The sequence below is a fragment of the Bacillus sp. FSL W8-0102 genome, assembly GCF_038007225.1.
GTDB classification, from domain to species: Bacteria; Bacillota; Bacilli; order Bacillales; family DSM-4216; genus Bacillus_O; species Bacillus_O smithii.
Window position 1 is genome coordinate 2062041 of sequence record NZ_JBBOWT010000001.1, and the last position, 16208, is coordinate 2078248.

Annotated in this window: 18 protein-coding genes and 1 pseudogene; 6 read left to right on the plus strand and 13 right to left on the minus strand. The window is 38.1% G+C overall.

Annotated features, from left to right (window positions below):
• Positions 1–113: 113 nt before the first annotated feature.
• Entirely contained in the window at positions 114–722 is a 609-nt protein-coding gene (locus N1I87_RS09855) for an NAD(P)H oxidoreductase (protein ID WP_327805558.1), read from the minus strand.
• Positions 723–987: 265 nt separating this feature from the next.
• Positions 988–1950 (minus strand): LLM class oxidoreductase, encoded by a 963-nt coding sequence (locus N1I87_RS09860; protein WP_341101518.1) that lies wholly within the window; start codon positions 1948–1950, stop codon positions 988–990.
• Between the two features lie 288 nt (positions 1951–2238).
• Between N1I87_RS09860 and N1I87_RS09865 the strand changes: the two genes are divergently transcribed.
• A complete protein-coding gene (locus tag N1I87_RS09865) occupies positions 2239–2469 on the plus strand; it encodes a hypothetical protein (protein WP_341101519.1) in 231 nt (76 codons plus the stop codon).
• Positions 2470–2815: 346 nt separating this feature from the next.
• Here N1I87_RS09865 and N1I87_RS09870 read toward each other — a convergent pair whose 3' ends face one another.
• From N1I87_RS09870 to N1I87_RS09880, 3 genes and pseudogenes are all read right to left on the minus strand, one after another.
• Positions 2816–3997, minus strand: coding sequence for an IS701 family transposase (locus tag N1I87_RS09870; protein WP_040037972.1), 1182 nt, complete (start codon positions 3995–3997; stop codon positions 2816–2818).
• Positions 3998–4310: 313 nt separating this feature from the next.
• Complete coding sequence (locus tag N1I87_RS09875; RefSeq protein WP_327797702.1) at positions 4311–4592, minus strand: permease prefix domain 1-containing protein; 282 nt, start codon at positions 4590–4592, stop codon at positions 4311–4313.
• 2 nt (positions 4593–4594) lie between these two features.
• Positions 4595–4816, minus strand: a pseudogene (locus N1I87_RS09880) (PadR family transcriptional regulator); the annotation flags it as partial.
• A gap of 225 nt (positions 4817–5041) precedes the next feature.
• Between N1I87_RS09880 and N1I87_RS09885 the strand changes: the two are divergent.
• The gene (locus tag N1I87_RS09885) at positions 5042–6604 is read left to right on the plus strand and encodes a multicopper oxidase family protein (RefSeq protein WP_341101520.1); all 1563 of its coding nucleotides are present in this window, start codon (positions 5042–5044) and stop codon (positions 6602–6604) included.
• 319 nt (positions 6605–6923) lie between these two features.
• Here N1I87_RS09885 and N1I87_RS09890 read toward each other — a convergent pair whose 3' ends face one another.
• The 5 genes from N1I87_RS09890 to N1I87_RS09910 all read right to left on the minus strand — a co-directional run bounded on the left by N1I87_RS09890 (position 6924) and on the right by N1I87_RS09910 (position 11775).
• Positions 6924–7397 carry a PCYCGC motif-containing (lipo)protein gene (locus tag N1I87_RS09890; protein ID WP_341101522.1) on the minus strand — a complete coding sequence of 158 codons (474 nt, stop codon included), beginning with the start codon at positions 7395–7397 and terminating at the stop codon, positions 6924–6926.
• Positions 7398–7609: 212 nt separating this feature from the next.
• On the minus strand, positions 7610–8281 hold the full coding sequence (locus N1I87_RS09895) for a response regulator transcription factor (RefSeq protein WP_327797706.1): 672 nt from the start codon (positions 8279–8281) through the stop codon (positions 7610–7612).
• A 2-nt stretch (positions 8282–8283) separates the two neighbouring features.
• Positions 8284–9654 carry a sensor histidine kinase gene (locus N1I87_RS09900; RefSeq protein WP_341101523.1) on the minus strand — a complete coding sequence of 457 codons (1371 nt, stop codon included), beginning with the start codon at positions 9652–9654 and terminating at the stop codon, positions 8284–8286.
• Positions 9655–9961: 307 nt separating this feature from the next.
• Positions 9962–10480 (minus strand): GrpB family protein, encoded by a 519-nt coding sequence (locus tag N1I87_RS09905; protein WP_341101524.1) that lies wholly within the window; start codon positions 10478–10480, stop codon positions 9962–9964.
• Positions 10481–10662: 182 nt separating this feature from the next.
• Positions 10663–11775, minus strand: coding sequence for an RNA-guided endonuclease TnpB family protein (locus N1I87_RS09910; protein WP_003353982.1), 1113 nt, complete (start codon positions 11773–11775; stop codon positions 10663–10665).
• Between the two features lie 87 nt (positions 11776–11862).
• Between N1I87_RS09910 and N1I87_RS09915 the strand changes: the two genes are divergently transcribed.
• The 4 genes from N1I87_RS09915 (at position 11863) to N1I87_RS09930 (ending at position 12592) form a co-directional block, all read left to right on the plus strand.
• Positions 11863–12003, plus strand: coding sequence for a ribbon-helix-helix protein, CopG family (locus tag N1I87_RS09915; protein WP_003352379.1), 141 nt, complete (start codon positions 11863–11865; stop codon positions 12001–12003).
• A 105-nt stretch (positions 12004–12108) separates the two neighbouring features.
• Positions 12109–12285 (plus strand): hypothetical protein, encoded by a 177-nt coding sequence (locus tag N1I87_RS09920; protein WP_341101525.1) that lies wholly within the window; start codon positions 12109–12111, stop codon positions 12283–12285.
• On the plus strand, positions 12282–12485 hold the full coding sequence (locus N1I87_RS09925; protein ID WP_341101526.1) for an aldehyde dehydrogenase family protein: 204 nt from the start codon (positions 12282–12284) through the stop codon (positions 12483–12485). Before N1I87_RS09920 ends, N1I87_RS09925 begins: the two co-directional genes overlap by 4 nt.
• A 26-nt stretch (positions 12486–12511) precedes the next feature.
• Positions 12512–12592: a hypothetical protein gene (locus N1I87_RS09930; protein WP_341103346.1), complete on the plus strand. Its 81-nt coding sequence runs from the start codon at positions 12512–12514 to the stop codon at positions 12590–12592.
• Between the two features lie 75 nt (positions 12593–12667).
• Here the strand turns inward: N1I87_RS09930 and N1I87_RS09935 are convergent, their stop codons facing one another.
• The 3 genes from N1I87_RS09935 to N1I87_RS09945 all read right to left on the minus strand — a co-directional run bounded on the left by N1I87_RS09935 (position 12668) and on the right by N1I87_RS09945 (position 16014).
• Positions 12668–13123 carry an OsmC family protein gene (locus tag N1I87_RS09935; protein WP_341101528.1) on the minus strand — a complete coding sequence of 152 codons (456 nt, stop codon included), beginning with the start codon at positions 13121–13123 and terminating at the stop codon, positions 12668–12670.
• Between the two features lie 230 nt (positions 13124–13353).
• Complete coding sequence (locus tag N1I87_RS09940) at positions 13354–14715, minus strand: IS1182 family transposase (RefSeq protein WP_048622333.1); 1362 nt, start codon at positions 14713–14715, stop codon at positions 13354–13356.
• Positions 14716–15096: 381 nt separating this feature from the next.
• On the minus strand, positions 15097–16014 hold the full coding sequence (locus N1I87_RS09945) for a hypothetical protein (RefSeq protein WP_341101531.1): 918 nt from the start codon (positions 16012–16014) through the stop codon (positions 15097–15099).
• Positions 16015–16208: the final 194 nt, after the last annotated feature.

Sequence of the window (16208 nt, forward strand, 5' to 3'; positions counted from 1 at the left end):
AACAGTAAGAGTGATCACTATGCCATTTAACGGAACACCTCCCTGTACAATGGACTTGTATGATGTCTTGGAACTTATATCATCATTTAAATGAATGGATCTTTTAATCTCTATTAAGATTCCGTTAATGATTGGCTGTACGTATTCCCAAGCTCATATGCTCTTTGAAACAATTGGTCATAATGTTTTTTGATTTCGTTTTCGTTTTCGAAGTCTTCAGCTAATGTGTCATACAGAAAGGCCACTTCCGACTGACCGATACCGGTATAGCCTGCTAAACCAACATTCAAATAATGAGTAATCATCGTATCAAAATTTCTTTTTTTAATGCTCTCTTCGGTCTCCCCGACAAGCGGAATCCACAGCACCTTTTTATGCGGAAGACGAGATCCGCCATAAGCAAATCCGTAGTTCCACGTGCGGTCAATATACCCCTTTACCATTGCCGGCAGTGAATACCACCAGATCGGAAAAATGAAAGCTAATCCATCATTCCTTTTTAACCTCTCCATTTCTGCATGAACCCTTGGGGAATATTTTTTCATAGGGTTCTCCCAATCCGGTTCATCTTTCTCATGTACCAGAGGATCAAATTCTTCGCCGTATAGATCCGCCATTTCTACTTCATGTCCAGCATCTTTCAGCCCTTCAACAAATCGCTCTGCAATCGCAAAAGTAAGAGATTCTTTTCTTGGATGCGAAACAATGGTTAACACTTTCATATTATGAACTCCTTTATAGGTTTTTTATATCATTAATAAAGTTTTGTGAATTTTGCTATTCTCGTTCCTAGTGAACAACCCGGTTTGCTGAAAAAATCTAATTGGATGTACAAGGAATTTTCTTGTCATCGAAGGTTAGGATATTCACGTTTCTTCATTTATATTGATTCACCGTTTTGACACTATTAATGACCTGTTTTCAGTACAGAAAGATGAAAATCACTGCATCTCACATTGCCAAAATGCAGGAATTCTTTTATGATTTTCATTCAGTCTGATGCTTTTCCGTTAAAGCCGGAAAATGCGGAACCACTTCTTCCCCTAATTCTTCTATTACCTCTTCAACCGGACGCTGTCCATATTTTAAGTTGATGATGACATGATTGACCCCTTCCGTTTTCAGACGTTCCAAGTATTCGATAAGTCGGTTGCGTCCGATCCGGAATCCTAAATGAATAGGAACAGGCTCATGATTCAGGTCCTCTGTTAAATCTACATAGAGAGATTGTCCAAACGGTTTAAACTGGTCGGTATGAGAGCGCCAGTTTTTGATCAGCCCCGCTTGGATTTTCAAATTTCGTGGATAATAGAGCCAACCATTGCTGTTTTCCGCAATCCATTTTACGGATTGAGAACTATGTCCAGTGACCAGAACGGGAATGTCTGACAAACTCGGTTTAGGCAATAAATCCCCGTTTGTCATTTGCACACGTGGCGATTGGATCTTCGGAAAGTTCTCTGCCCACGATTTTTTCATGACGGATATGGCTTCTTGAAACAAAATCCTGCTCTGTTCAGGATCAACGGAAAAAGCCGGAAATTCTATCGGACGATCGCCGGTTGCTACTCCGAGAATCAGACGTTCACCGGATAATTTATCGACAGAAGCAGCAGCCTTTGCAACATGCAATGGGTGACGCAGTGTAAGGATAATACTGGCAGTACCTAAAGCAATGTTTTTCGTATGAGCGGCTATGTATCCTAGATATACCCACGGATCATAAATTTGTCCTACGTCTCCAAACGAAGGATCGAGTAACGGAACGTCTCTGACGAACAGCGCAGCAAACTGAAGCTCTTCCGCTCTTTTTGCCAATTTGATCTGCTTTTCCATATTCATCTCAGGAATGCTGCCCTTATACGATTCCAAAGGAAAGAATAAACCAAGAGTCAGATGATTTTCTTTAAACACGCGTGAATATCCTTTATGTTGATCCAGTCTGTTCATCTTCGTTCCCCCATGCGTCTTTTTAGTATGTTTTCCATCAGGGTTCAACATCATTCTTCTATATCTTTATTTTCAAATATCTAGAATTATAGATATAATAATACAAAAAGAAAAGACATTCAAGTACAAACTACTTATGATCAAAATCGATAAGTCTCCCGAATAAAGATTCCATCAATTGATTAGTGCTATTCTTTGAAATTTTCAAATCCGGTTTTATTGGCAATATAGATAGAATGATCTGATCTATAATAATACTAAAATTATCCAGTTAGGAGGAAGAATAGATTGAAAATTAAAATAAGAAAGATGGAAGTTAAAATAGCAGTCATTGCGTTCATTCTCTCTTCTTTCGTTTATTGCTTGCTGGGATACGGATTAGGAATTGATTATTTTAAATTTTACAGTGAACAAAAGATTGCAATAACAACAGCTCATTGGTTTAATTTGAGTCCTGTTGTCATTGCTTTGATAGCCTCTATGCTGTATCATTGGAAAAACAAAAAAGTAAGTGAGTAATTCACTAGTTTTTTATGGATTTAAACCCATTATGGATACATAAAAGGAAGGGAAAACCTTCCTTTTATTTACAGAGAATTAGTTTCATAATTTCATAGCTAACTTATTGATATTCTCAGTGTTTGAACTTGTTTTCTTCTACACACCAGCTTTTACTCAGAATCAAGATTTCTTTTTCATCATTTAAATTTGAATAATCAGAATAATACAGATGCAGACTAACTTGTAATAAATGGAATATCCGTTTTAAATAAAGCAGGTATCTTCAGCTTTTTATTTTCAAAACTGTAGTTGAGCAATTTTAATTACAATAATTACCATGTAAAAGAGACAAACAGGGTACCCCTTATGCCACGTGGAGCTGTTTTTTCACGGTATCAATGGGAATATTTTGTTTCGCTGCACGGTAAATGAACTCCACGAGGCTATGTCCTTTTCTCTTGCGCAGAAGATCGAGCCCATCAGAAAAATCGCTGTTCGACTCGAACATGCTGTACACGTAAGCAAGCTGCACCAAGATCCAGTAGCGTTTCACCGCCCGACGTCCGCGAACGCGGTATCCATCGAGTTTCAGCTGGTCTTTCGCTTGACGGAAAAAACATTCGATCGACCAACGCTGGGCATAGTAGCGCAAGATCTCTTCATCGCTTAGATCCCGGTCGGTGCTCAAGACGCAGTGAAGATGTTCCGATGTCATCGGCTGATCGGCTTTCCAAGCGAGCAGCACCACGGCATCATCGAGACCTTTGAGAGAGCCTTCGTAGCGATAAACCCGATAACGCTCTTCTCCCACCGTGACGAGGTGAGTGTCTTTCGGTTCGATGTAGCGGGCAAACTCCCTCACCTGAACCGCAATGCCTTTTGGATAAAGAAGCCGATTGGCCTTGAGCATTGCGATTACGTGGAATCCCTTTTTCAGACAAGCTTCCACGAGCGTTTGCGATGGATACCAAGAGTCCATCAGCACATAAACAGGACGGTGTACATCCAAAGAAGAAAGCATCTCGATCGCGAGTTCCCCCTTGCTTTTCCCAGCCGCCTTGTCGTAGAGGCGGAACGCAAAGGGAAAAGCCTGGGTCATCGTATGAACCATGAGCCAAACGAGAGAATGTCCCCAGATCGACTTTTTCTCTGTGTGAGAATAGTGCCAATCACACCCTTGAATGGCGTGCGTTGCCTGTGACGAAGGCTTGGTTTTTTGGCAAATCGTATCATCGATCGAAACAAAAAGGGGTTGATTCTCCTGTTTGGCGATGCGTTCGACACGACGAAGCATCCACTGTTGAAGTTTGCGAAGCAGCGTCTCTTCATCCCAAGGGCTTTTCGTGAAAAAATGGCTGAGTGTCGTGCGGTGGTTCGGATGAAAGCTCCAATGATGAAGATCGGTCAATGTTCCCGCAAATCCTTTGGTGGTCAGCGCATCCACGATATGAACGAGATGCTTCATGACAGGTTTTGAAAAATAAAGTGCCAACCCCAACATCGTGAAAAACTTGTGGATTCCTTGATGATGTGCTAATCTATTCATGAGACATGAACCTCCTTGTGAATAGTTTTGGTGACACATCTATTCTAATCAAGGAATCGGGTTCATGTCTCTTTTTTTGTTTGGTTGTAAATTTATGTTAGCGAATTTGCTCATCTATAGTTCAAAAGTAAAATTCGAGTGTCTCGAGTTTGTATTGTACAAAGAAGCTTTTAGAACAAACGGTTCTGAAGCAAATAGAGAATGCATCGTCTTTGAGTTCATGAATGAAAATTTTTCTCCAACGTCATAGCCAATATCCGCAAAATGAGCGTCATGAACGTTCCCCAAGTATAGTAAAAACATGAACAGCAAACTAACAATGAATAAACTCGAAATTCAGATTTTCAGCAAGCAATTGGCGAACGATTTTCTGACGAATTTGCATCAATGAAATTAATTTTTCTGCTTGTTCCAAACCACCTAAACGTTCTACTGCCATTCTGAACGCATCAGACTCTGAATAGCCATCCATCATTAATTCTTTTACAGATTCATTGAGATGCATTCGGGTTTCTTCTTTCAATTCCCTTGTATCGGGGTGCTTTGGATTTGGATGTTTGTATAATTGTTCAACATATTCATCAACCACCCTCATTTTTATCCACCTTTCCTTTCTTCCAAAAAGGTATCGATCAATTTTTTTACAAAATTCCATTCTTCTATTTTCAGCTTGAAATGGTATCGTCCCTCATCAGTCATTCGATAATATTTCCTGCGTCCTCCCGCTCCCTGCTCATCGCTCCAATAAGAAGTGATCCATTTTCGCTTTTCCATTCTTTGTAAAGAAAGATGTAAAGTCCCCTCCTTCAATTCAAATCTTCCATTCGTTCTAACCATTCACTACCGATAACTCATAACTTAGTTATCATTACAGTGGCTTGTTTTTTTATTTTTATATCATGTCTCCAATTTAAAACGAATTTTTGATTTCCTCCCCATTACTAAGTACAAGCATGATTCTCTTTTTCCTCCATAAATTTTGCACATTTATTATCTAAGATGATGATAGTATGATTAACACCATTAATTTAAAGGGGGAAAGGCATGAAGAAATTACTGTTAGGAACTTTATTTGCAGGAGTTATCGCTGTTGGTGCAGCCTGCTCAAATAATAATGTTTCGCACAATTCCATGCAAGGACACGATATGTCAAACAAGAAGGAAGAAACCGCCAAGGACTCCAGCCAACAACTTCCTTTGACAACAAATACAGAAGTTTTAACCGGTAAAGAGATTAATCTTACTGCTAAGGAAGCATTATTAAAAATCAATGATCAAGTAAAACTTCCGGTCTACACGTATAATGGATCAGTACCCGGTCCACAAATTCGAGTGAAACAAGGGGATCGTGTCATAATTCACTTTAAAAATGAATTGCCTGAACCGACATCGATACATTGGCATGGCTACCCTGTTCCAAATAGCCAAGACGGAGTTCCAGGGGTCACCATGGATGCAGTCAAACCAGGTGAAACCTATACGTATGAATTTACTGCAACCGTACCGGGAACGTATTGGTATCATTCCCATCAAGAAAGCGCGAAACAAGTGGACAAGGGGCTATACGGTACTTTAATCGTAGAGCCTAAGAATGAGGAAAAAGTAGATCGAGATTATACGCTAGTGTTAGATGAATGGATGAGCAAACCGAATGCAGAAAGCAATATGAATATGAGCGGTATGGATCATAGTAATATGGGACATGGTCAAATGGATATGAGCAGTATGGGCCATGATATGAGTATGTACGATATTTTCACAATTAATGGGAAAAGTGGTTCCGCTGTTAAACCTTTAAAAGTGAAGAAAGGCGAAAAAGTACGACTTCGCCTTGTAAACGCAGGGTACATGTCTCACAAGCTTCATCTGCATGGTCACAAGTTTAAAATCGTTGCTGCAGATGGGCAGCCGATAAAAGATCCGCAGCCAATCAAAGATGAACTTTTGAATATTGCTCCGGGTGAAAGATATGATATTGAATTTACAGCGAATCATCCAGGAGAATGGTTCTTAGAATGTCACGGCGATGTGAAAGGTACCGATGGCATGAAAGTGAAAATTCAATACGAAGGTGCAACAAACAATACGGACAAAGCAAATGCAAAAGAGGACCTTCCTACCGTTGATTTGACAAAATACGGAAAACATGAATTAGGTTCATTTACGTTAGATCAAAAATATGATGTAGAGTATACCATGAATTTAGGAACCACAATGGGCAAAGATGGCATGGTCTACACGATTAATGGGAAAACGTATCCTAAAACAGCACCGATCAATGTGAAAAAAGGAGATCTCGTAAAAGTAAAATTAGTGAACAATTCACCGACAGATTTACATCCAATGCATTTACACGGACATTTCTTCCAAGTGTTAAGCAAAAACGGCAAGCCCATTACAGGTTCCCCATTGATTAAGGATACGTTGAATTTAAAACCGGGTGAAGAGTATTTTGTCGCATTCAAAGCGGATAATCCGGGAAATTGGATGTTCCATTGCCACGATTTACATCATGCCTCAGCCGGAATGGTGACAGAAGTAAAATATACTGATTATAAATCGGATTATAAACCAAAACCGAATGATACAACCAATAAAGGCGAATAAAAAATTGAAAAAGTGTCAAACATTTAGGTTTCGATGTCCATTTTCAGAATGACAATGGAAACTTTAATTTGGTTGATGAACCTTCAACCGTTCACCCCATTGTACGCACCGTTATTTTATTCAATCATGACTCTTCTCCATACTTTTCAACCCTTGGTATTCCCAAAGGAATGGCCAAGGGTTTTTTGCAAGAAGTTATTTTTAGAAATTCTCGATAGTATCCCTTACAAGAGTTGGTCTGTTTATATGGATATAATCTCCTGCTAAATCTGTTTTGAGCATCATTCAATCACAATCAACAAGTAATTTCAGCACCTTTTTACAGAGGCATTGGAGTTTTCGTTGGTTTGGCGTAGCCTTCTTTGTATTTTTTATCAATGTAACGGCGAATTTCCTTTATAGATTTGCCTTCTTGTTTCATCATAATGGATTCATCTGCGATTTGTAAGCAAACACCGCAACGAGTTCCGTGATCATCCCATATGACAGAACCATCTTGATTGATTTTTTTAACAAAGCAATTCATGTTGCTCTTATGTCCGGCACTCTCGCCACAACCGCAATAACAAGGAATCCATTGTAACAACTCAGTTGATTTTCCGGCAGCTTGATAGATCATTCGTATTTCTTTCTGTTGACCTTTTAAAAAGGATGGCAAAACTTCAGCAGAAGCCGTTTTTTCAAGCAAATCACCATTGGAAGAGTGCTCTTGATGTGATTGTTCATGATTGGAACCGCACGCCGATAGAATCAAAATGAGGAATAGTAAAACCATCATTCCTTTTATTTTCATTCTGCTCACCTCTTAAAATCATTAGATAAGACTAACGCATCATAAAAAGTAGATATTCTAAGTTTCGTAATGCCTTTGTTACGTAATCAAAATTTGGGCACCCATAGAACGTAAACACAAAGAAAATATCTAACTCATTTGTTCAAGATTAGATCGCAATTCAGTCGCTACTTTTAAAGGATCAAAAGAAATCATTTTCTATTGGTCACACCTTATGTGTCCCATTTATATCCTACTCCCCAAACAGTTTGAAGAAATTGATCTATCGGAAAACCAGCTTTCCTAAGTTTTTCTCTAATATTTTTTATATGAGAATCTATTGTGCGCTCTTCTGTGATTGCGTCATAGCCCCATAATGACACGATGATTTGTTCTCTGCTAAACACTCTGTTTGGATGCTTTAAAAACAGCCCTAATACGGCAAACTCTTTAGGGGTTAAACAAATGAGCTGATTTTTATACTGAACTTTATGCTGGTCTTCATCCCATACTAAACCTTGAAACTCAAGCTTCGAACGTTTACCAACCGAACGCCGCAGTACGGCCTCAATTCGAGCAAGCAACTCGGATTCGTCAAATGGTTTTGTAATATAATCATCAGCCCCCATTTTAAGTCCTTTTACTTTATCCAACGTTTGATCTCTTGCCGTCACCATGATAATAGGGATATTGGAAAATTCTCTAATTTGTTTGCAAGTTTCCCAACCATCCATTTCCGGCATCATAATATCGAGCAAGACTAAATCCGCCTTGTTCTTTTCTAAGTATTGCAACGCTGATAAACCAGACTCGCACTTTATACAATGATACCCTTGAGGGGAAAGATAAAGATCCAGCAAATCTAGCATTCGTTTTTCGTCGTCAACTAGTAAAATCGTGTGCACGCTCATCCCTCCTGTAGTGTAATTATTATCTTAGTTCCTTTTCCTGGGATACTATCCGCATAAATAGAACCTCCATGAGCTTCAACAATTTCTTTTACAATGGCTAAACCTAATCCCGTCCCACCTTTGGTTCTTGATCTTGATTTTTCCACACGATATAACCGTTCAAAAATATGCGGCAAATCCTCTTCCGGAATTCCCGTTCCTTCGTCCGAAACAATAATCATAACATTCTTTTTTTTCTCTTTTACATCGATGGAGACGGTTGAACCTTGATCTGAATATTTTAATGCATTGTCTAACAGATTCATCATTACTTGCTCAAAACGTTTTTGGTCTATGTGGACGGTAATGTTCCCATCACAGAAATAGTTAAGAGACATGTTTTTCGCTTGGAAAGCAGGATTCAGTTTGTCATACAATTTTTTTAAGAATGCGCATAAGTTTGTAGATTCCTTATGAATGTGAAAGGAATGTTGATCCATCTGCGCTAACTCAAAAAGATCTTTTACTAATTTTTCCATATGCTCTGCTTCTTCATAAATAATGGACAAATATCGATTTCTCTCTTCTTCTTCAATATTGGTTCTCCTGGCGATGTCGGCATACCCCTTTACATAAGTTAATGGAGTACGAAGCTCATGAGATATACTAGCGAGAAATTCTTTTCTTTCTTTTTTTAAGAATTCCAAATCCAACGCCAATGTTTGAATGGCTTTCCCTAATTCCGCCAATTCGTCTCCCCCTTTTACTTGCAAACGAACAGAAAAATCGCCTTTACTTAATTTTTCGGTCATCTGTTTCATGCGTATGAGAGGAATGGTAATGACTCTTGATAAGAAAGCAATGGTAATAATGGTTAAAAAGACAGAAAGAATTCCAACCATAATGAAATGGTGCTTTAACTTATAAATCATATATTGAATGGAATCGGTATTTTGAAACATATAGACGTATCCTTTTAGTTTGCCGTTGATTCGAATCGGGCTTACGGTTGCAATATGCGACTCTTTTTGCCAGTTTTTTTGTACAATCATTCCTCGATAGGGAATGTTTTTATTTGTTTTTTTAATGATTCTTTTAGCAACCGGCAAAATATGATTGGAAAAATATAATATTTTTCCATTGTCATTTGTAATTACGACGTCTGTCTCCGCTTCAGATTCCATCAATTTGACATGTTCTAATGTTGAAGGATTATAATTTTTTTCCAACACATCGCGGTGGCTGTTCCCTCTTGCTAAGAGTTGCTCAAATTCCTCATTAATTCTCGAATGAACCAGAGTAACATATAAAGACGCAAATAAAACCGCTTCTACTCCTAATACAAATACAAAAAATAATAGTCCCAATTTAAACGAAATTTTTCTCACTTTTTTCCCTTCCATTCAACCATAAGTCCAGAATGAAAATATGTATTATTTTATATAATAAATTTGCAGAAATGATGGATTTGAAAAATTCCAGCTTTAAATTCGTTGTGGCAGCCAATCATCAATAAAGAAAAGAGGAGAGTTTTCTCAGATTGACTGCAGCCCTCTTAGAAAACCCTACCTCATTAGTGATAGTAGATCAAACTTTATTTTTTCCATTATTTGTTGGTTCCTAGGATCGCAAAAAAGATATTCAAACCCCTCCACTCTATTCATATCAACAGCAATTTGAGATACAAATCAATATTTATTCTCTTGAACTTTTATACCATGCTACTGCTTTTCGTTCGATTTCAAAAACCAGCTGTTCCTTCCCTTTGATATACGATTCAATATCGTAAGGAAAACGTTTTGACAATTCCTCTTTTAAATCTCCATACTTTTTCGCAACATCTGAATGGGATCGTAAATAATCTCGAAAAGCCAGATGACGTTCAATTTCAGGATTGCCTAATTCAAAAAAGTGGATATGATGAGTACGGTTATCTCCTTTTTGGAAGAATCGACGTCCAGTTATCCCGTTTTCCCCCTTTGGTTCATAACCAATTGAAATCATTTTTGTGTTAAACTCGTCAATTCTATTTATCTCTCTTACTATAGGCATGATGTCGATAATAGGCTTTGCTTTTAGGCTGTTTACTGAGGTACTGCCGATATGATGAATTTCGATGATTTCCATCCCGAATATTTCATGTAATGTTTTAGCTTCGTCTTCAAAATTCGATACCCATTGCTCATCATATGACTTCACTTCAACTCTTCTCATTTCAGATCCTTCTTTTTGATCTATGATATTTTCTTGCTGATATGGCCAGCGTGGCATCCAAAGTGAACTACCCTCCACTTATCAACCTTACGGTTTGATTGAAGTGGGGGCTTCTCGGGTAATCCCGTCTAATGACAGAAAATTGACCGAGCTAACCCTCTCGTTCCGAAAGTTATTATTCTTTATGCTAATAAGCGTAATCCCTCATTTTTGATATTGATTGCTGAATTGTGATCGCGATCTAATACAAAGCCGCAAGAACATTTATATACACGTTCAGATAATGGCATTTCTTTTTCCTTGCCGCAACATGAACACTTCTTAGTGGAGGGAAACCACTTATCAATTTTCACAAGTTGTTTCCCCTGTTCTTTTAGCTTATACGCTAAGAAAGTAGTGAACATCCCCCAGCCGTTATCATGAACGCTTTTTCCAAAGTTGAGGGCTTGAGACATGCCTTTCATGTCTAAGTCCTCAATAATCACAGCGTCATAGTTTGTTGCTAATTCTTTTGACTTATGATGAAGAAAGTTTCTGCGCTGATTCGCTGTCTTTTCATGTAGCTTAGCCACTTTCAGGTGTTGTTTTTCCCATCTTGCAGAACCTTTCTTTCTTCGAGAAAGAATTCGTTGTGCTTTTGCTAATTTATCTAAGGCTTGCCGATAGTAACGTGGGTAATTGGCTTTCTTACCCTGTTCACTCTCGACATATAGACCATCCATAGCAAAATCCAAACCAACAACTTTCTGTATTTTAACTGGACGAATATCTTTCTCATATTCTGTCAAAATTGAAATGTAGTATTTGCCTGTCTTTGTTTTAGAAATAGTGCAAGATTTGATTTTATAATCAGCAGGTATCTCTCTATGCTGTTTCATTTTTATTGGCTTTTTGATTTTTGGCAGTTTGATATGACCATTTTCTAGCTTAATATTTCCGTTGACCATATTAGTTGTATAGGATTGTTTTGCTTTACGATTTTTGAACTTTGGAAAATCCGCATTTCCTTCAAAGAAATTCTTATAAGCAGTCTGTAAGTTCATTTGTGCATTTGCCAAAGCTAAAGAATCCACTTCTTTTAGGAATGGAAATTCACTTTTATATTTTGCAGGGGTCGGAAACTTTTGCTTTTTAAGCAATTCTTTATCATCCTTGAACTTTTCATACGTTTCTTTGCGTTCAGCTAACATCTTATTGTAGACAAAGCGAACACAACCAAATGTCTTAGCTAATAATGCGGATTGTTCTTTGTTTGGTAACAAACGAAACTTGAAAGCTTTGTTTTGCTTGGCCATATCAATTCACCTCACTTTGTGCGGAAAAATTTCGTATATATTGATTATACCGTAAAAAATCCGTACAATCAATATGAGGTGATAATCATGAGAGAAGAGAAAGAACGTGTAGAAATTCGTATGCCTAAGACGATATTAGAAAAATTGGAGCAATATCAAAAAGAAAATGGGATTCCAACTAGAACAGCCGCAATCTTAGAATTGTTGAGAAAGGGATTGGAAAAATAACTTTGGCTAAAGCCAACCGAAATTCATCTCCCACCTACTCATTGGTGCTATTCGCACCTTCACATTCCTAGAGGATGGGAGACTTCTTTCGGAAAGACGTTAAAAGTGGGCCCCGAACTCAAAAAAGATACACAAATCAGTGCATTGGTTTCCGCCAAACCATACGAAACCGTTCGAGATTACTTAGAAACAGGGAAAGAAAAGGAGGCTAAGCCAATAACCGGGGAAAGCCTAAAAAAGGTCCAGCATATTTTATTCCACCAACTGTTTTTACCGATGTGAACGAACATATGATCATCGCCCGAGAAGAAATTTTCGGACCAGCGGTTGCCGCCATGCCGTTTGATGGCAATGAACAAATTGCCGATGTCATGAAAAGAGCCAATGACAGCAAATATGGATTAACAATCGGGATTGGGACAACTGATGTGAGAAAAGCTCATAGAGTCGCACATCATTATGAGCAGGAACGGTGTGGGTAAATTACTATAATCTTTTTGACGCCGCAATGCCATTTGGGGGCTTTAAACAATCTGGATTTGGGCGTGAAACGAGAAAATATGCTGGTAAACTTACAGCAGTTTTTTGACGAAAGAATAAAAATAATACGGCTCACAAACCCGTTTCTCCTTTTTAAAAATGATTTTATTTTATTTTATTTCATTTATTTTTTACTCCATTTCGTATCTACTTCTATTCCGGCATCTACGAAGAGATTATAGACCGGACATCTACGTTCTGCTTCTTTTTTCAATTGTTCAATTCTCTCTTCGCTTTCTTCCGTTTGAATGTTCACATGGAAACGAATTTTTTGGAAATGCGGTTTTACGCCTTCTTCCCCCATTAAACCTCTAATATCTACAATACCAGTGGTTTCAAATTCAATGCCTGAAAAAGTAAAGTCCAACTCTTTGGCCACTAGCGGTATCATCACTCCATTACAACCGTTCATAGCTGCCGCAACAAATTCTAATGGATTTGGACCTGAATCATTCCCACCTAATTTTGGTGGTTCATCTATTGAAAAAACAGGGAAATTCCGTACAGAAATATTCGTCTTTACGCCAGATTCCCATTTACCAGTTGCCGTGACTTTCACCAATGTAGAAGTTTGAGACATCATTCTACCCCCTTAAACTAAGTAAATATATACGAATTATACAAATTATATATAAAAAATAATTGATTGTAAAGGTATTAATTTTCGAATATTTTGGCATTTTATATAAATCATCATTTTGATGATGATTTCAGAGTGTAGACAAAAGGCATCCGAATGTGTGTATTCGGATGCCTTTTGTCACTTTTATGCTTTCAAATGTTTGGAATAGACCCCTAGAGGGGTCTATTTTATGTTATTGCTGGACTTTTCCATGTCCAGCAAGCCATCTTTTTCAAATTCATTGCAGCAAAAGTTAGCATCGCCTGCATGGACAATTTTTTTAGACCTCTTAAGGTTGTCCAACGCATACCATGCTTTTCCTTTGCATCAGCAAAAACACGTTCAATAGTTTCTTTCCGTCTTGCATAAATGCTCTTATTCTCTTGTGTATGCCGAAGATGATCAGCTTCCTCTAAATAAAATTCCCATACATGTCGCTGAATCAGTTTTTTATGCTCCTTACTTTGGGTGCACTTCGAGAGGAATGGACAATCTTTACACTGGACTGGATCAGAAAAATATTGACGATAGCCTTCCTTCGTCGTAGTTGCATATTTTAACACTTGTCCTTGCGGACAAAGATAACAATCGTAGTATTCATCGTAAACATACTCATGTTTTTTGAAATAACCATCCTTTGTACGAGGGCGAGTATAAGGTAAAGCAGGGGTCATATCATTTTCAAATATGTATTGGGCAACGGCGGGAGTTTTATATCCAGCGTCAGCAGCAACTACAACCGGTTTTCCATGTTTTTCGATGACTTTTTCAAGAAGTGGCTCCAATACGGAACTGTCATGAATATTCCCTGGCGTTACAATAGCCCCCAAAACAAAGCCATTTCGATCCGCAGCAGCATGGAATGAGTAAGCAAACTGTTTTGTTCGCTCGTCTTTTACGTAGTAACCACTTTCCGGATCAGTGGTACTTTCTTTTATTTCTTTATATTCTTCTTTCCCAAATTTATCTGGAGGAAATGGCTTTTTTCCATGTGCTTCTCGATCAGCATTTATCTCATCTTGTAGACGTGCTTGATAGGCTTTCGTTTCTTTTCGAACCACTTTCTTCTCAAATTTATGCTTATTCGCACTCGCTTTGACATGAGTAGAATCAATAAAGACATGCTCACTGCTTATCAGCTTCTTATCTGCAGCTTCTTTCAAAATGCGATAGAATATCTGTTCAAATAAGTCTGTATCCTTAAAGCGTCGCTCGTAGTTTTTCCCAAACGTTGAAAAGTGAGGTACCTTATCATAAAAACCAAATCCAAGAAACCAACGGTAAGCCAGATTCGTTTCGATTTCCTCTATAGTTTTTCGCATGGAACGAATACCGAAGGTATATTGGATGAAAGCCATTTTAATCAATACAACTGGATCAATACTTGGTCGACCTCTTTCCGATGAATACATGTCTTGAACAAGCGAATAGATAAATGAAAAATCAATAGCAGCGTCGATTTTACGAACCAAATGATCTGCAGGTACAAGTTGGTCTAAAGCTATCATTTCTATTTGATCACGATTCATCTGTGTATTTTTTGTTAGCACTTCATCCACCTCAATTCATTACGGTATCTTAATTATACAAAAAAAGACTGTCGGCAAATCCGGTTTTTTCGGATTTGTCGACAGTCTGAAATCATCATTTTGATGATGATTTTTTATAGATATCTTCTAATGAATGAAAATGAAAATTTTAAATAATTCCGCAATAAATAAAAGGCTTTATTAAATTCTATTCTATCAATTTCACTTTAGAGTATGCATATTTTTACCAGCAATAGCTGTCTGATTTAGATCCTAGCTTCAAATCAATTAAAATAAATGCAGCCAGACCATCTGGCTGACTGCATTCTAAACAAATTTTCCCAAACCATCTTGCAACGTTCAATGGATTTTGCTAGATATATGGCCGCTTTTGAACATAGATCACATTTGTACAGCTCTTCCTTTTTGCCTCATCTCGATCTTTTTATAGGCCAACACTGCAGATAACAGGAATAAGCATGTTATAAAGGAACCTAGTGGCAGCTTCGCCACAATCTCATCCGGGAAGACAAATGGAAGAAGCGGAAAAGCGTAAACCGCAGGGACACGGATGCCGACGACATATAACAGAATCAGCATCAAAATCATGTCTAGCAATGTTGCCAATATCCAAGAATCACTAGAAAAATATAAAAGCGTTCCTATCGTCGCAGAAACCGTTAAGACAAGCCCTTGTTTAAAAGCCATTTTTCCGTTGTACATCGGTTTTTGAAGCGACTCAAATACGACCACGAGTATCGGCGGGATCACAGCCAATGGGTAGCCGACAATCGAACATAAACCAATCCACACTAAGATCAGCACCAAGAACACTGCCATATACTTGTACTGGATCTCCGTTTTCTTCTCCAATCCTTTATTTAACCTAAATAGGAGAACCCCAATCATCAATAAAAAAGTAAGAATAAACACGGATATCACAAATGACCATTCCGTTGCATTCGTCACCACCGGCAGCAATCCCGTCGCAATGGAAGGGCCTAAGTTCGATTGAATGGTCCACAAAAAGATCATCATTAGGATAAGGGTAAAGATGACTTTTCCTAAATAAGAAATTGGCAATTGATTCACCACGAAACCGATCAAAGCCGTAATAGAAGGAACCAGAAAAATCTTGAATGGCTGTCTTATCCACCCCTCATCTCGCCACACCCACATGGCAATCGCCATGGCTGCTACTTCCGGCAAAATGATTTCGCGATCTTTAAGTATCACCGAAGCTGTTATCATCGCGATAATAAAAGCGAAGCTTATAATATAGGAAATAATTGTTTTTTTCTTTGAAACAGTTGATTCCATCTTTGTATACTCCTTTTTTGTGTTTCTCCATACTGCTTCTCTGTTTTCTTGTAGTTTAACGCCCTATCAAAATGGAAAAGGTTGTATTCATCATTTCTAATGCCAAATTTGTCCGTAAAAATGTTCATAGTTAGGCTTGTCAGACTTTTGTCGTCCAAACCGTTGATCATGTCAAAAATGATAAGAGATCATGG

Bases quoted from the DNA above. Each gene is read 5' to 3' on its own strand.
- N1I87_RS09930 (WP_341103346.1), top strand. From the start codon at position 12,512: ATGCCATTTGGGGGCTTTAAACAATCTGGATTTGGGCGTGAAACGAGA.
- N1I87_RS09875 (WP_327797702.1), bottom strand. From the start codon at position 4,592: ATGAGGGTGGTTGATGAATATGTTGAACAATTATACAAACATCCAAAT.
- N1I87_RS09870 (WP_040037972.1), bottom strand. From the start codon at position 3,997: ATGAATAGATTAGCACATCATCAAGGAATCCACAAGTTTTTCACGATG.
- N1I87_RS09910 (WP_003353982.1), bottom strand. From the start codon at position 11,775: ATGGCCAAGCAAAACAAAGCTTTCAAGTTTCGTTTGTTACCAAACAAA.
- N1I87_RS09915 (WP_003352379.1), top strand. From the start codon at position 11,863: ATGAGAGAAGAGAAAGAACGTGTAGAAATTCGTATGCCTAAGACGATA.
- N1I87_RS09890 (WP_341101522.1), bottom strand. From the start codon at position 7,397: ATGAAAATAAAAGGAATGATGGTTTTACTATTCCTCATTTTGATTCTA.
- N1I87_RS09885 (WP_341101520.1), top strand. From the start codon at position 5,042: ATGAAGAAATTACTGTTAGGAACTTTATTTGCAGGAGTTATCGCTGTT.
- N1I87_RS09945 (WP_341101531.1), bottom strand. From the start codon at position 16,014: ATGGAATCAACTGTTTCAAAGAAAAAAACAATTATTTCCTATATTATA.
- N1I87_RS09905 (WP_341101524.1), bottom strand. From the start codon at position 10,480: ATGAGAAGAGTTGAAGTGAAGTCATATGATGAGCAATGGGTATCGAAT.
- N1I87_RS09935 (WP_341101528.1), bottom strand. From the start codon at position 13,123: ATGTCTCAAACTTCTACATTGGTGAAAGTCACGGCAACTGGTAAATGG.
- N1I87_RS09855 (WP_327805558.1), bottom strand. From the start codon at position 722: ATGAAAGTGTTAACCATTGTTTCGCATCCAAGAAAAGAATCTCTTACT.
- N1I87_RS09860 (WP_341101518.1), bottom strand. From the start codon at position 1,950: ATGAACAGACTGGATCAACATAAAGGATATTCACGCGTGTTTAAAGAA.